Annotated in this window: 13 protein-coding genes, 1 tRNA gene and 1 pseudogene; 6 read left to right on the plus strand and 9 right to left on the minus strand. The window is 42.5% G+C overall.

Going from position 1 to position 14409, the window contains the following annotated elements; all coding sequences use genetic code 11:
• The first annotated feature begins 90 nt into the window (after nt 1–90).
• Entirely contained in the window at nt 91–738 is a 648-nt protein-coding gene (locus C1A02_RS01080; protein WP_101696361.1) for a pentapeptide repeat-containing protein, read from the plus strand.
• Nucleotides 739–962: 224 nt separating this feature from the next.
• Here the strand turns inward: C1A02_RS01080 and murC are convergent, their stop codons facing one another.
• Entirely contained in the window at nt 963–2345 is a 1383-nt protein-coding gene (murC, locus tag C1A02_RS01085; RefSeq protein WP_101696362.1) for a UDP-N-acetylmuramate--L-alanine ligase, read from the minus strand.
• 228 nt (nt 2346–2573) lie between these two features.
• Between murC and C1A02_RS01090 the strand changes: the two genes are divergently transcribed.
• From C1A02_RS01090 to C1A02_RS01105, 3 genes are all read left to right on the plus strand, one after another.
• Nucleotides 2574–3434: a dipicolinate synthase subunit DpsA gene (locus tag C1A02_RS01090; RefSeq protein ID WP_243577875.1), complete on the plus strand. Its 861-nt coding sequence runs from the start codon at nt 2574–2576 to the stop codon at nt 3432–3434.
• A gap of 5 nt (nt 3435–3439) precedes the next feature.
• Nucleotides 3440–4018, plus strand: coding sequence for a dipicolinate synthase subunit B (locus C1A02_RS01095; RefSeq protein ID WP_101696363.1), 579 nt, complete (start codon nt 3440–3442; stop codon nt 4016–4018).
• Between the two features lie 1061 nt (nt 4019–5079).
• Nucleotides 5080–5358, plus strand: coding sequence for a hypothetical protein (locus tag C1A02_RS01105; protein ID WP_101696365.1), 279 nt, complete (start codon nt 5080–5082; stop codon nt 5356–5358).
• A 181-nt stretch (nt 5359–5539) separates the two neighbouring features.
• On the opposite strand, the gene C1A02_RS01110 is transcribed toward C1A02_RS01105, so the two are convergent.
• Both C1A02_RS01110 and C1A02_RS01115 read right to left on the minus strand, forming a co-directional pair.
• Complete coding sequence (locus tag C1A02_RS01110) at nt 5540–6808, minus strand: peptidoglycan-binding protein (protein WP_101696366.1); 1269 nt, start codon at nt 6806–6808, stop codon at nt 5540–5542.
• Nucleotides 6809–6881: 73 nt separating this feature from the next.
• Nucleotides 6882–8123: an ATP-binding protein gene (locus C1A02_RS01115; protein WP_101696367.1), complete on the minus strand. Its 1242-nt coding sequence runs from the start codon at nt 8121–8123 to the stop codon at nt 6882–6884.
• 199 nt (nt 8124–8322) lie between these two features.
• Between C1A02_RS01115 and C1A02_RS01120 the strand changes: the two genes are divergently transcribed.
• Nucleotides 8323–8411: transfer RNA gene (locus C1A02_RS01120), tRNA-Ser, on the plus strand.
• Nucleotides 8412–8571: 160 nt separating this feature from the next.
• On the opposite strand, the gene C1A02_RS13685 is transcribed toward C1A02_RS01120, so the two are convergent.
• The 4 genes from C1A02_RS13685 to C1A02_RS01140 form a co-directional block, all read right to left on the minus strand.
• Nucleotides 8572–8796: a tyrosine-type recombinase/integrase gene (locus C1A02_RS13685; protein WP_306437204.1), complete on the minus strand. Its 225-nt coding sequence runs from the start codon at nt 8794–8796 to the stop codon at nt 8572–8574.
• Between the two features lie 428 nt (nt 8797–9224).
• A complete protein-coding gene (locus C1A02_RS01130) occupies nt 9225–9488 on the minus strand; it encodes a hypothetical protein (protein WP_101696368.1) in 264 nt (87 codons plus the stop codon).
• A gap of 780 nt (nt 9489–10268) precedes the next feature.
• Nucleotides 10269–10655 (minus strand): hypothetical protein, encoded by a 387-nt coding sequence (locus C1A02_RS01135; protein ID WP_101696369.1) that lies wholly within the window; start codon nt 10653–10655, stop codon nt 10269–10271.
• Nucleotides 10656–10676: 21 nt separating this feature from the next.
• Entirely contained in the window at nt 10677–11357 is a 681-nt protein-coding gene (locus C1A02_RS01140) for a hypothetical protein (protein ID WP_101696370.1), read from the minus strand.
• Nucleotides 11358–11529: 172 nt separating this feature from the next.
• On the opposite strand from C1A02_RS01140, the pseudogene C1A02_RS13690 reads away from it, so the two are divergent.
• Nucleotides 11530–11655, plus strand: a pseudogene (locus C1A02_RS13690) (helix-turn-helix transcriptional regulator); the annotation flags it as partial.
• A 255-nt stretch (nt 11656–11910) separates the two neighbouring features.
• On the opposite strand, the gene C1A02_RS01150 reads toward C1A02_RS13690, so the two are convergent.
• Nucleotides 11911–13719 carry an ABC transporter permease gene (locus C1A02_RS01150; RefSeq protein WP_101696371.1) on the minus strand — a complete coding sequence of 603 codons (1809 nt, stop codon included), beginning with the start codon at nt 13717–13719 and terminating at the stop codon, nt 11911–11913.
• Entirely contained in the window at nt 13703–14398 is a 696-nt protein-coding gene (locus C1A02_RS01155; RefSeq protein ID WP_101696372.1) for an ABC transporter ATP-binding protein, read from the minus strand. Before C1A02_RS01155 ends, C1A02_RS01150 begins: the two co-directional genes overlap by 17 nt.
• Nucleotides 14399–14409: the final 11 nt, after the last annotated feature.

Below are 14409 nucleotides of genomic sequence, written 5' to 3' on the forward strand. Positions count from 1 at the left end.
AAATCGGCTTCGTTTGATACGGGCCGTTTTTTCATGTTCAAAAAATGTCGGATGGTTCCATCCAGTCACAGAAAGGGGAGTTTTAGGAATATGGCGGGTTTATCCATTCCCAATGATCTGTTCCTGATAGAAGATTTTGATACATATGTGCAGGAATTTTTATTGGAAGAATTGCCTGTTTCCAATATTACAAGCAGTACCCAGCAAATAGAAAATGGCAATTTTGGGGGTTTGGATCTTCGCACAGGCGTTCTTGAAAACAGCGCGTTTCACGGTTGTTCTTTTGAAAAGGCCAGCTTTAAAAATGTTGTTTTTGAGTCCTGCGATTTTTCTAACAGTTCGTTTCGGGAATCTTATTTTGAAAATTGCCGATTCCTTAATTGCAAATGTGTGGGTGCCGATTTTTGTGAAACCGTGATGAAGAAAACCGTTTTTGAACGTTCTCAATTTCGGTATTCCTGTTTTGATCAAAGTAAAATGACCGATGTTCTATTTCAACAGGTGGATTTAAGGGAAGCATCTTTTTCCGAAGTTCAGCTGAAACGGTTTACTGCAAAGGAATGTCAGTTCATTCGGAATAATTTTTTCCACACGGCACTTGCCGGGGTGGATTTTACAGAGAATGAATTTGCAGCGCCCACCGTATCCTTTCCGCCCACGGAATTAAAAGGTGCGGTGGTCAGCGCGATGCAGGCGGTGAATTTGGCCGGGCTTTTGGGCCTGGTTGTCAAAGGGTAGTAAAAATCCCCCACAGGGATTGTGGAGGATTAGCCTGCCGGGCAAAAGCAAAACGCCTGCAATGGATTCAAAGGTTTGAGGGTTTATGTTCCAATTTTTTGATTTCATCAAGAACAGCTGGGCTTTTCATGCTTTCCGTTTTTATTTTTGGCATCGACAAAAGGCGCAATGATAAAAAATCATTGCGCCTTTTTCAACCATTTGGTACACAGGTGAGGCAGCGCTTATTTCTTTACAAGATTCTGATATTTTTCTACAATTAAATTAGCACATTTGTAAATGTCACCGCCGCCAAGGGTTAGAATTAAATCACCGGGTTTTGCATGGGTGATAGCGTAATCTGCCATTTCTTCAAAGGTGTCCAGGCAAACACAGTTCGGAATTTTATCCGCCAGATCTTTGGCATAAATGTTGTAAGAGTTGGTTTCCCGCACTGCAAGAATCTGCGAGAGCACCACATGTTCGGGAATGGAAAGTGCCTTGGCGAAATCCTCTAAAAACAGGTAAGTGCGGGAATAGGTATGGGGCTGGAACAGCGCCCAAACAGCACCAAAACCCATTTGAGAAGCCGCAGTCAACGTGGCGGTCAGCTCAGTGGGGTGATGGGCAAAATCGTCGGCTACCGTAATGCCGCCGTACTGGCCCAAAATTTCAAACCGACGGTGAACTCCGGTAAAACGATGCAGGCTGTCTGCCGCTGTTTGCGGGTCAATTCCCAAATAGTCAGCGGTGGCTGCCGCCGCCAATGCATTATAAATATTGTGCTTTCCGGGAACGGAAAGTGAAATTTCAGAGATTTTCTTCCCTTTTTTCAAAAGAGAGAAACTTTCACAGGCTTTTGGAAGGTCAGAAATCCCCTGTGCCTGATAATCGTTGTGAGGCTCCATTCCAAAAGTCAGAACGGTGGTGTTTTCAAGCCCCTCGACTGCTTTTAAACAGTTGGGGTCATCGCCGTTGATAATGAGTGCTTTTCCGGTTTGAGAAGAAAACTGGTGGAAGGATTTTATGATGTTTTCTAAAGTGCCGAAATAATCCAGATGATCTGCATCGATATTCAGGATTACCGAAATCGATGGGGTCAGCTGCAAAAAGGTGTCCACATATTCACAGGCTTCACAGATCATGGTGTGGCTTTTTCCCACACGCCCGTTGCCGCCGATATAAGGCAGCTTTCCGCCGATAATGGCCGAGGGATCTTTTCCGCCGTCAATACACACCTGAGTAATCATGGCGGTGGTGGTGGTTTTTCCGTGTGTTCCGGAAACCGCAATGGAATTTTGATACCGCCGGGTTACGATGCCCAGCATAACGGAACGTTCGACTGTGGGAATTCCTTTTTCCTCTGCGGCCAGAAGCTCCGGGTTGTCATTTTTTACAGCGGCGGTATACACCACCAGCTGTGCATCGCCTATGTTTTCGGCGCGGTGGCCCATCGCAACGGGGATGCCATAAGAACGGATTCGTTCCAGTGTGTCAGATTCATTCATGTCGGAACCGGTGAGTGTAAAGTCTTCGTGGTGCAGAATTTCTGCCAAAGGACACATGCCGGAACCGCCAATCCCAATAAAGTGGATTCGCTTCACTTGATCTAAAATATCCTGATTCATAAAAATAGGACTCCTTTTATCCTGAAAGTCGCTGTGCGGCTAAATCGTAATTAGAATTTCCTTGCCATTTTAAAGGCTTACCTATCTATTATATTGCTTTTGTATGATAAAATAAACATATTTTTTGATTTTAATACAATAAAATCCTTTTTGATATTCTTCATATGCAATCACATACGATAGGAAAAATCCATACTATATTTTAGCAGAAGAAATTGGAGGTTATGAATGGTGGAATTGAACAGCTTTGGAGTGATTGGCGGCGATCAAAGACAGATTGCACTGGCTGAATCAATTGCAGCGGATGGATATGCAGTATATGCCTGCGGTTTTGATAGAGTGGGAGAAATCAAAGGGGTCAGACAAACCACGTTAAGTGATCTGGCCCTGATTTGTGATACAATCGTGCTGCCTCTTCCCGTAACCCGGGATGGGCAGTGTTTGAATACTCCTCTGCACAGCGAGCAGATTGCACTGGATGAAGATTTTGCTATGATGATGCGGAACAAAAAGGTGTTTGGCGGCATGATGGAAAAACTTTACCAGACCAGCGGACTGTGGCAAGAAGTGGATTCCCGCGATTATTTTACCAGGGAAGAGCTGGCGGTGCGAAATGCAGCACTGACAGCGGAAGGAAGCATAGAAATCGCTATGAAGGAATATCCGGGCTCCATTGGAAAATCCAGGTGTCTGGTTGCCGGCTTTGGCCGAATTGGAAAGGCACTTGCATATATGCTGCGCGGCTTGGGAGCAACAGTGATTGTCAGCGCCCGCAGGCCTGAAGATTTTGCGTGGATTGAAGTTTATGGATATGAACCGGTTCAAACAGGAAACATCTGTCAAAAAGAACCTTACGACATTATTTTTAATACTATCCCGTCTCGGGTTTTTACCCGCAGAGTTTTGTCCAGACTGCCCGCGGAAACAATTTTGATCGATCTGGCATCTGCTCCTGGAGGTGTAGACATAGAAGCTGCCGAAAAATTGGGGATTCGTGTAATTCCGGCGCTTTCTTTGCCCGGAAAAGTTGCGCCCAAGGCAGCGGGAGAAGTGATTAAAGGAACCATTTACAACATGATGGAGGAGTGAGAGCCTTGAGCGGATTGACCATAGGCTATGCACTGACAGGCTCGTTTTGTACCTTTGAAAAGGCACTGGTACAAATGCGCCGTTTGATAGAAGAAGGACATCGGCTGATTCCGATTCTATCGGAAACTGCCTATTCCACAGACACCCGGTTTGGCAAGGCAAAGGATTGGAACCGCCAAATCGAAGAACTGTGTGGACATGAAATCTGGCACACCATTGTTCAGGTCGAACCCATTGGCCCCAAAAAACTGGTGGATTTAATGTTGGTTGCCCCTTGTACGGGCAATACCATGGCGAAAATGGCCCATGGCGTTACCGATACCGCCGTAACCATGGCGGTAAAATCGCATTTGCGGGTGGGCGGCCCCGTTTTGTTGGCGATCTCAACCAACGATGCACTCAGTATAGCAGCGCAGAATATGGGGCGGTTGCTGAACAGCAAGAATATTTATTTTGTGCCTATGGCACAGGATGATCCCGAAAACAAACCGAATTCGATGGTGGCGAACTTTGATCTGCTTTTGCCCGCGGCATTGTCTGCAGTGCAAGGCAAACAAATGCAGCCTATTCTGATGCCACAATAAAATGAGGGCGTTTCCGCTTTTGGAAACGCCCTCATTTTTTAGTTGTTTTTCATACCTCTGTTCTTTCATTCATACGGTTAGAGGTGTCTGCCGGTTTCTGATTCAGCTTTCTTATTCTGTTTCGGGAAAATAGAACAAGCTCTTTTAAACTGTTTTGGATAAGACAGTTTAAAATTTAAATAATCTGTCACAAAAACACCTTCTGGTTGGTCTATATGTATTGAAGACATTCGAACAGAAAGAGGGTAGTACCCATGTGCCATTTAGTTTGTGATTTCAATAAAATTCCAAGAATATTTCTAACGTGGTCAATGGCTGCAATTACTATGGTTGGGGATCTCAAATTGGTACAGACCGATTTCAGTTCTTTTGAGGCAACTCCTGTTTTTATAGAAATATTTTGAATATTGAACGGCTGAATCGAAACAGATGATTTTGAAAGGATTCTTTCATGGACACTTACAACAAAATTTCAGAAACAATAATGGGGAAAAAAGGTTCTTGGTTTTTGTGGCTGCTATTTAATTTTTATTTGTTACTGAGCTGGGTGCAAGTGAGCGGGCCGGAAATGATTGATTTTGTGGTAATTCTATTATTCTGGTTTGTGTTTTTTTCTTATTAACGGGCATAAAAAAAGAGAGCGGAAAATTTCGGTTTGGGATATTGTTTTTTTAATCGGAATGTTTTTTCTATTAGGATTACCGTTGTTTGTTGCCCAAGACTCTTTGCCGTTTATGCGTTTTCCAATCAGCGAAGCACCTTATCCGATGTATTATATTTTTATGTTTTTTGAGCTTTTTCTAACCCTAAATATCATGGTTCTAAAACGGCCCAAAATCGAAGAGTAACCCAGCAAAGTGGATTTTGTAGCTTCTTCTTGATTTTGAAAGCAGGAGTGTGCGATCAAGAAAAGGAACGCGTCGATTTCACGATGGGGTCCTTTTCTTTTTAGGACAATCATTGGCGATACCGGTAGGGCAGAAAAAGAAGAAATAACAAGATAACACCTATGTGTTACAATTAGGATATTGATAAATTATAATTTGTGGGAGGATAAACTTATGTGGATGGTATTCGGAATCGCTGCAATCATCACAGCAATATTAAATGTTGTTTGGGGGGTAAGAAGTCAAGATGCAAAGTGGTTTCGATTTATCAGTTTATCACTGACCGCTTTCACACTATGCGCATTTTATAGTGCAAATGCAAAATGGGTTTTAAATGAAGATTGGTCTGCATTGATGGATGTTGTTCCTACGATGTCAAAAGTGTTATGGATTCTTACAATAGTATCCATATTAATCAATAGTGTTTCTTTATTTAAGAAAAACGATAGATAGATTTCGATTTATTAAACTGGCGTGGGCACTCTATTTGATTTACAGCTTTTTAGGTCATTTCTTTCTGTTTCATGAGTTTGGATTGGCGAAAATGCTGTATGGTTTTTAAAACATATCTTTGTCTGCCCTCGCGGAAAAGAAAAACCACCGGTTATACCGGTGGCTTTTTTTATTTGCTTTTTTAGTCTTCCCGCTTTTTTGCGTCAGACGAATTTAATTTGGCAATGGTGTTGGCGTCTGCAATTCCGGTGACTTCCATTCCGTTCAGATATTGAAAATCCTTTACGGCTTGCTCGGTGCCGGCTGTAAATTCCCCGCTGATGGCAACAAACATATAGCCCAGCTGATCCAAACGGGTTTGCAGTGCTTTTACGTTATCCCCGGAATCCCCCCGTTTGTAAGTGCCGGACGGTACCGCGCCAGCCGCTTGCCCGGCTGAGGAAGACGCCGGCTGGCTGGAAGTGGAAGGCTTACTGGAGGATGGGGAAGAGGAACTGGCGGGCGGCGCACTGGAAGAAGCAGACGGAGCGGAGGAAGAAGGCATCGTTCCTTCCAACAACTCAGGGTATACGGTGCCGGCCATAAAGCTGACCGCCTGAATCATCCCGCGTCCTTGCCGTGCCATGTAAGCGGAATCCATTTCGTAGACCCGGTTTGCTTTGACTGCTTCCAAATTTTTGTATTCTTCGGATTCCTGCAGTTCTTTCTTTACTCCCGCCGCACAGAAAATGTACTGGGGATTGGAAATTTTCATGGCTTCGGCATTGGCCTGTCCAGCGGTATTCCCGGCGAAAGCGTTGGCGAGCCCGGCGCTTTCAATCAATTTTCCGGCCAGCATATCACCGGTGGCCGCCTTTCCTTTGGCGTCATATAAGTAACAGGCGGTGATGGGCGAATCCGTTTGCGGAATCACTCGGGTAATATCGTCCAAGGTTAAGAAGATGCTCTGTGCGGTTTTTTCTCCTTTTTTGTAGCCGGTAGAGGCACCCTTCAGTGCTGCGCCCGCCTCAGAATACATCCTCTCTAAATCAGACCGATCAGTAGCCGGTGCTATTACGATGGAAAGGATTCCTTCCTTTTGCAGAGCGGTGGTGACTTCCTCCCCCGGATCCGATTCAAACAGTGCCAAAGTAGCACCGGTGGCTTTCACAGCCGCGGGATCGGAAGCGCTTACGTTAGGAAGAACCGATAACTCTTCCTGATTGCAATCCTCTGACTTTGATTTTAATGAGATTTCATAATTCATAGCCAAAATGACGTCTGCCAGATTGGGGGAAAATACGGCAACCCCCTGGGGTTCTGTTTTTAAAGTAGTGGTTCCTATCGTAACGGGGTAATCCTTTTCCGCAGCTCCGGAACTGATGTCTCCCTTATTAGAGCATCCGGCGAAAAGAGATACAACCAGTGCCGCCGATAGCACTCCCGCAATCATTCGTTTCAACTGTCCCATAGAATCCTCCCTGATGATTCATTTGCTTTGTATTGTACCATGAAAATATAAATAAAATATGAAGCCGGTTTTTTTACAGAAGGCTTTTCCCTTGCTTGATTTTTGCCTCAGCCAGACGCACATATTGGCGTGCACAGCGGGGGGAACACCCGGCTCGTTCTGTGGCAAAACGCTCTGCACCGATAAATAGCTGGGGAAGATGGCTTTCCAATCCCCGCTGGCGAGCCAGCTTTTCCACGATATCCAGAAATTGAGCCTTGTCGGGCAGCATAAACCGTACAGAAAGACCAAATCGGTCTGCAAGCGACAGGCTTTCCTGAATGGTATCTACCCGGTGAATCTCGTCGCCCTCCCGGTCTGAAAAGGTTTCTCGCAGCAAATGGCGCCGGTTTGAAGTGGCATAAATTAACGTGTTTTCCGGGCGAGCAGCAAGCCCCCCTTCCAGCACGGCTTTGAGTGCCGCATAGGTATCATCCTGCTTGGAAAAAGAAAGATCGTCGATAAAGATAATAAATTTCATGGGGAGTTCGGCCAGCAGTTCCACCAGCTCCGGAAAATGAGGAATCTCGATTTTCGGCATTTCAATGAGCCGCAAAGCAGGAAATTCATGAAGCAAAGCTTTTACGGTGGAGGATTTTCCCGTGCCGCGGTCACCATATAGCAGGCAATTGTTGGCAGGCAAATCCTGAAGAAACGCTTTGGTATTTTCCAGCACCAGATTCCGCTGCAGTTCATAGCCTTTCAGGTCCTCAAGACGAATGGAATCAGGGTATTTTACCGGGGTAAGCCGTCTGTTTCTCCAGATAAAGGCATGATAACGGGCAAACCGGCCGCAGCCGTTCTGCTGATAAAAAGCTTTTAGCTGATTCAGGCATTCTTCCGGATTCTGGCGCATTTGAGGAATGGTTTGTCCGTTTTCCCAAAAGGGCAAATTCAAATCTGCTGCCTGTGGAAAGGAGCAGCCGGCCAGCAGATCCCGGGGCGTAATTGCGGCCAGATCCAGCACAATCTGCAGATCCCGCAAAACGGCAGCCCGCAAAGGGGAAGATATCTCTTTTTCCGAAGCCGCGGCCTTGGAAAAAGCGTTTTCATCGTATAATACGGTTTCTGTAAAAGCGTGTGCAAAACAAGTTTCTGCATTTTTTTGACCCAATACAGAAAAGAAATCACCCCAAGTCTGCACAAAACCCAAAAAGTTGTTTCCTCTGGCAGCGCAAAGCAATCGAAACAAAGCCTTGGGTATGCTTCTTTGCAGAAGCCCCCGATAAATCGACAGTGAAGCTGTTTTTATAACAGCTTCTTCTATTGGATTCATAATATTGCCCCTTTCCCATGTGGTTAGACTTATTTTACCTTTCTTTCTGAGGGCCTGTCAACAAAAGTGCTTGACTTTTCTTCTGAATCTCTATAAAATAAATAAGCACAGGTCGAGCAAAGAAGTTTGAGTAGATGCAGATGTTGAGAAACATCAAGTTGCTTGTTCTGGGCGTTGACAACTGAATCATTATAAAAATGGAGACGTATCGAAGTGGTCATAACGAGCCTGACTCGAAATCAGGTTGTCCGCAAGGGCACGTGAGTTCGAATCTCACCGTCTCCGCCATGAGCCTGTTTGCGGTCAATGTCCGCAGCAGGCTCTTCCTTTTTTCCGAATTTCTACGCTCTCTTTTGAGGGCGTTTTTTCTTTTCTGTAGAAAAGGAGTGCGCCTGAATCCTTTGTATACAAGGCTTTGAAGTGTTTTTATGAAGCAATCTGTAGAAAATTATTCACTCGGTTCAAGTCCGCTCGGTTCGACCACTGGGTTTCTTTCAAACATCCCATCCATAACCAAGCCAGATTCGATCTGTGCGTGGAAGTCCAGATGAGAGTAAATGTCTGCTGTAGTCGAGAACGTGCTGTGTCCCAGCCAGATCTGGATTTGCTTCATAGATATGCCGCTTACAAATAGCAGGCTGGCGCAGCTATGTCTGAGATCGTGGAAGCGAATCTTTTTGAGTCCGAATTTTTCAAGAAGTCAGATGAAATGCTCGGTAACATAATTAGGGCGTATAAGCTTTCCCGTTTGATCGAGGCAAATATAATCAAGGTAATCCCGGCAATAGGAGCGTTTAAATAGCCTATGGTACCTTTCTTGTTTGTCTTTCTCAGCAAGCAGTAGTTTTTCAACAGAAGGCAGCAAAGGGGAGTGTACGGAAGCTGGATTTGGCCAAAGGCTTTTTGAGACTTCCTTTGACTGGTTTACGCTACGGTAGTCCGATGGGAACTTTGTAAGGAAACTCAAGGTCGTCAATCAAATTATTGAGAATTCATCATCCATAAAAATTTCGAATACAAGTCACAAAAATGAAGGATACCGAGCAATTGCTCGGTATCCTTCATTCTGTGCCACACAGATGATTTAAAAATGCTGATGCATTACAAAATGTACAGTGTGTCTTGGGTATATAGCTTTCTGTCGATGACGTTCTCAATGGGTTCGTTTTGGAGAATTAACTTTTTAATCTTATCAAGCAGGATGTTCACTTCTTCAAAATTACACAATTCAACACTCTGTTTATCTTCACAAAAAAACCATTTCCCATTTCCATTTACAATTGAATAATGCTGACCTTTGTAGTCAAATTCAATTTCTCTACCAATTTTTAAATCATTCAACATTTTATTAAATGAATACTCCATAAGGTCGCCTCCCTTATGTATTTAAAATATTGTAATTTTTAACGGCAAAAGCCGGAACACTTAAGCTCAATACCATTGATAGTGTCAGTATAAAGCTTAGCATCTTAGTAGTCAACTTTTCATATAATTCCTGGCTTTCTAAATTTTTATTATAATTTTGGTATGTTTGACTTGAAACTCAATGTTCTTAAACCAGTGGAATCCCCCCCTAAAAATACTTTTATTTGACTTCTGTACTTATATAGCGCAGGAACTTTGAAAAGGGGGACAAACTTTTTCAGGTTTTATTTAGAATGTAATTTCACTTGATGTAGCAGTGGTTTTATCTGATCCTGTGGTGATAGTAACCTTTGTGAGGTATTTTTATCTTGCTTTTCCCGGTGTAGGATTTGGTAATATCCACTGTACCATTTGCACTGATTGACCATGACTTTACCTCTTTCCAGCAGCCTCCGCTGTACTTTTCTTTGGTGTAATCAAAAGTGGGACTGAGATGCTGCGTTTCGATTTTGATATGGATGGCACCACAACAACACCATAAGTGTTTTGTTTAACCAATGGGGTGTAATAATAGGGTTTAATGCTATTGGCTTTGAACTGGATCGCTCCAGCGAAGCGGCCGATACCGGAACTGCCGGCATGGTCAGCACAACCATGCCGGCAACTGCAAATGCTTTTTTCTATTTCATAATAAAATCTTCCTTGTGTGTTATTCGGATTTCACCTATTAAAAAAAGAAAGTCGCAACTATCAATGTTGCGACTTTCTCTAAGTTATAAATCATCTACGTTTGACTTGCTTAATTGATTTAATTGAATTATACAGTCCCATCAGTGAAACTGGAATCAGCAACAAATAAACTTTATCTATAAATCTTTCTTTAGGGTATGAAAAGGCTTGGCCTGTTATCATTTCTGCTATTCCACTGGCTATGAATAGTAAGATAATTGATACGATAAGGAATATTAAAAAAAGTTTATTACTTAGTTTTATACTATCTGAGAAAGCCTTATTTATTATAAAGCTAATTAACATTCCTAATAAAAGGAACAACCAAAGAAACAACTCGTTCAGTTTAAGCACTAATGTTGCTGACCAAACAATTATAAAAGCTATATGATACATAATTGATATTATCAAAACACTGTATTTTGTGGCTGAATTCATAAACCAATCACCCCAACTAAATTACCAAAATTCAATATATCCATTGTTTGGCCTTGCATCAATAGAATCAATTCCCTTTGCTATAATTAATCCTGGTGAAAAATCTATTGCAGCAAATATGAATTTAACACCATAAGCTTCAACCCATGTGGCACCTTGTACCATTCCCCAACGCAGTAAAGTGGATTTGACTTTACTAATAATTACACTTTTTACAAGCTTTTTGGCTTCCGCCTCACCAACTTGTTTAATTAATGCACGAATACTGGTTGCACCTAATTTACTAAGTCCCCCACCTATCACAATATCAATTGCAGCACCAACTTTTTCAACAGTATTTAGATGCCACCATGGAGCATCGCTATTTAAAGTATATTTGGATGCGGAGCGAGATGATGAATAGCTACTTTTTAACATTGCTTCAACATCATTTTTGAACTGCTCTTTATTTCCGGTATTGTAATGATTGTCAACAGCTTCGTTAAGTAAATAGTCAAAAAAGGCCGCTTCTTCTTCTGACATTTTGTTTCGATCATAACCTGTTTGGCTTAAATCTAAATTTAAAAATCGTTCAGGAATTGTTACAGAAGTATCATAACTTTGTTTAAGAGTAATGGTGCTGTTTTCAGCGGCAAAAGCCGGAACACTTAAGCTCAATACCATTGATAGTGTCAGTATAAAGCTTAGCATCTTAGTAGTCAACTTTTTATATAATTCCTGGCTTTCTAAATTTTTATTATAATTTTGGTATGTTTGACTTGGAACTCATTGCTCTTAAACCAATGGAATTACTCCCTAAAAATACTTTTATTTGACCTGCTGTTCATTATAGAGTTTCACCCGGTGAGGTTTTTGCTTTCAGCGTGATGTCGCAAAAAGAACTGATTTTCGCCAATTCAAACTATCCCGCATATCAAACCGACAAATGCAAGAAGAAATTTTTACACCACGGGATTATCAAAAACCGCAGTTGGATTTTGCTGATATTCTGGCAGCCATATAAACAAAAATTCTTTTTGCACGATTAATCCACAAACCCGCACAGGAACACGTTCTGTGCGGGTTTTTCTCTATCATTTTTTGATGTTCACATTCCCTGAAAATATAGAAAAAGCGGCGTGAAGCTATAAAGTGATATGTCGTTATAGCTCCATTTCGCTGCTTTTTTGCTTTTTTCACAGGGACTTTAACAGGACTATCTTTTAGCGGTTCTGCTTTTTAGGGCTGCAATGCTTTGTGATCGGTTTCAAGAACGCTACAGTTCATTTATCGTATCAGTTATCGCCATATTCCGAATCCGTTTTGAAGGAACATAGACCGCAGCAATAGCGGCAATGAAAACAAACAAGATGATTATTATAATAGGAAGAATGGGGATACTCCAAGTGGCGTAGTTAAAGTGAGAGGTAATAAGATGGTCATATAACAACTTGCTAAGCAGCAAACCCGCTACACAGCCAACGATACCCCCAGAGACAGCATAGGTAAATGCCTCGGCAGCAATCATTTTTGTTAACTGGTGTTCGTCCATACCAACGGCACGCATGGCTCCATACTGCTTTATTCTTGCAGACACACTCATAGAAATACTGTTCATAATATTGAGTACGGTAACCAAAGTAATAATTGCCAAAAATCCATAGACAAAGAACAAAAATGCCAGATAAGTGCTGGTGGTACGGTGCTCACGCTTGTCACTAAACGTGTATTTTTCACCGACTGCATTACGGATGGCTGTCACGTTCTCGTCCGTTGCGTCTTTCGTTGTCTGTATCATAATAAGAGAATAATCAGTGATACCAGTCAGATGTGCAAAAGTTTCACCAGAAGTAATAACCGTTATTTTACCATTTGTGTTGCCATCACTGCTGAAAGGGTCATATTTCAGCAAACCGGCAATTTCAAATTCCTCATTGCCGACCCTTATTTTATCGCCTATCTCTAAGGGGCTATCTTTGTCCCAAGTTGCAAGTACATAATGGCTGTTACCATATACCTTTGAAATATCACTGCCTTTTCTAAGCTGCTGATCCTTTCTCAGACAATCTAAATCAAATTTATCATAAGAAATCAAATCAATCGTACTTGATAAAACATTCTCTTTTTTGATTTCTGCCGGAATATCAAAATTGCTCCTGCGCCCAAAAACACGTTCTACCCCTTCCATTCCGCTAACCGTATCAAGCAATTTGCTGTCTACTGAATTGGAACTGTCACTACTGAAAATGTTAATGTCAGAAGTATTCGACGACTGCGGTATAAGGTAGCTGATAAACTCGATGAAAACAGAAAAGCTCAAAAAAAGAATAATACTAAGTGCAAAAGAGCTCGTCATAAGTATTAAGTTTTTCTTTACTGATATTGCATGGTGAATCCCAAGGGCAGTTTCAATTTTGAAAGAACGGCTCTTTACTGCATGGCGAATATTTGTGTTTTCTGAATTGCCCGATACTGCTGTTACGGGCGATACTTTAGCAGCTCGTTTTGCCGGAGAACTGGCGGCGATAAGAACGGTAACAACACCCACAATCATTCCGCTGACAATGCCAATGATGCTGATCCCGAACAGAGGAATATGAGAAAATTCTTCACTGACAAGGAGGCGCAAAGCAGCGCACAAGCCCCATGAGGTTACAATTCCAAGCACAATACCAATCGGAACCGCAGTTTTACACCAATTTAGAGCTTCCAGCCTGACAAAACGGATAATTTGCTGTTTGCTCATTCCAATACAGCGCATCATGCCAAAAAACTTTGTTCTCTGGGCTACACTGCTATTGATGCTGCTTGAAATCATCAGTACCCCGGCAATCAGTATCAGGAAAAACAACACAGCCGAAATCAATAAAAGTGTTTGTCCCATTATACTGCTGAACAAGTCTTGAAACGACAGGTTGCCATGTTTCTTCAGCAGTCTTGCTTGCTCCATTTTGGCGCCCATTTCGGCCATGCTGAACACGGCTGTTACCATGAACACAGAAAAGATGATACACAGAAGCGTCATGCGGTTCTGCCGTTTGTGTACTTTTGCAGAAATCGGAATAAGGCTAAGATAGCTTTTCATTCACGGCACCTCCTAAATCGGTTAGTATGCCGTCTGACACTTGCAGTATCCGGTCTGCGGTCTGTGCGATACTTCGGCTATGGGTAATCATAACAATGGTCTGCTGATACTTTCTTGCAGCTTCTTTTAGCAAAGTAATCACTTCACTGCTGTTTTGCGTGTCCAAATTACCTGTCGGCTCGTCCGCAAGAATCAGCGATGGCCGCGTAATGAGCGCACGGCCGATTGCTACACGCTGTTGCTGTCCACCTGATAATTGACTGGGTAAATGGTGGCGGCGTTCTTTTAAATTCAGTACCGTAAGTAGTTCTTCAAGATGCTTTTTATCGGGCTTTTGATAATCAAGAAGTACGGGAAATATGATGTTTTGCTCCACATTCAATTCTGGAATCAGATTAAAGCTTTGAAAAATAAATCCAATATTTCTGCGCCGAAAAATGGTCAAGCTGCTGTCTTTCATGGAAAAAATATCTTTACCGTCGATAAACACCTTGCCGGAAGTGGGCACATCGAGCGCACCTACCATATTTAGAAGTGTACTCTTGCCGGAGCCGGATTCCCCGACGATTGCTACAAATTCACCTTTCGGAACAGAAAAGCTGATATCTTTTAGCGCATGTACGGCAGCTTCACCGCTGCCATAGGTTTTAGAAATTGATTTCACTTCCAATAAATTCATAGGTATCCTCT

This window comes from Clostridium minihomine (assembly GCF_900240385.1).
Taxonomy (GTDB): domain Bacteria; phylum Bacillota; class Clostridia; order Oscillospirales; family Acutalibacteraceae; genus Faecalispora; species Faecalispora minihomine.

What these genes read in the sequence shown, in the direction of transcription:
- murC (WP_101696362.1), bottom strand. Translation starts at nt 2,345, where the DNA reads ATGAATCAGGATATTTTAGATCAAGTGAAGCGAATCCACTTTATTGGG.
- C1A02_RS01135 (WP_101696369.1), bottom strand. Translation starts at nt 10,655, where the DNA reads ATGAATTCAGCCACAAAATACAGTGTTTTGATAATATCAATTATGTAT.
- C1A02_RS01110 (WP_101696366.1), bottom strand. Translation starts at nt 6,808, where the DNA reads ATGGGACAGTTGAAACGAATGATTGCGGGAGTGCTATCGGCGGCACTG.
- C1A02_RS01130 (WP_101696368.1), bottom strand. Translation starts at nt 9,488, where the DNA reads ATGGAGTATTCATTTAATAAAATGTTGAATGATTTAAAAATTGGTAGA.
- C1A02_RS01150 (WP_101696371.1), bottom strand. Translation starts at nt 13,719, where the DNA reads ATGAAAAGCTATCTTAGCCTTATTCCGATTTCTGCAAAAGTACACAAA.
- C1A02_RS01115 (WP_101696367.1), bottom strand. Translation starts at nt 8,123, where the DNA reads ATGAATCCAATAGAAGAAGCTGTTATAAAAACAGCTTCACTGTCGATT.
- C1A02_RS01155 (WP_101696372.1), bottom strand. Translation starts at nt 14,398, where the DNA reads ATGAATTTATTGGAAGTGAAATCAATTTCTAAAACCTATGGCAGCGGT.
- C1A02_RS01080 (WP_101696361.1), top strand. Translation starts at nt 91, where the DNA reads ATGGCGGGTTTATCCATTCCCAATGATCTGTTCCTGATAGAAGATTTT.
- C1A02_RS01090 (WP_243577875.1), top strand. Translation starts at nt 2,574, where the DNA reads ATGGTGGAATTGAACAGCTTTGGAGTGATTGGCGGCGATCAAAGACAG.
- C1A02_RS01105 (WP_101696365.1), top strand. Translation starts at nt 5,080, where the DNA reads ATGTGGATGGTATTCGGAATCGCTGCAATCATCACAGCAATATTAAAT.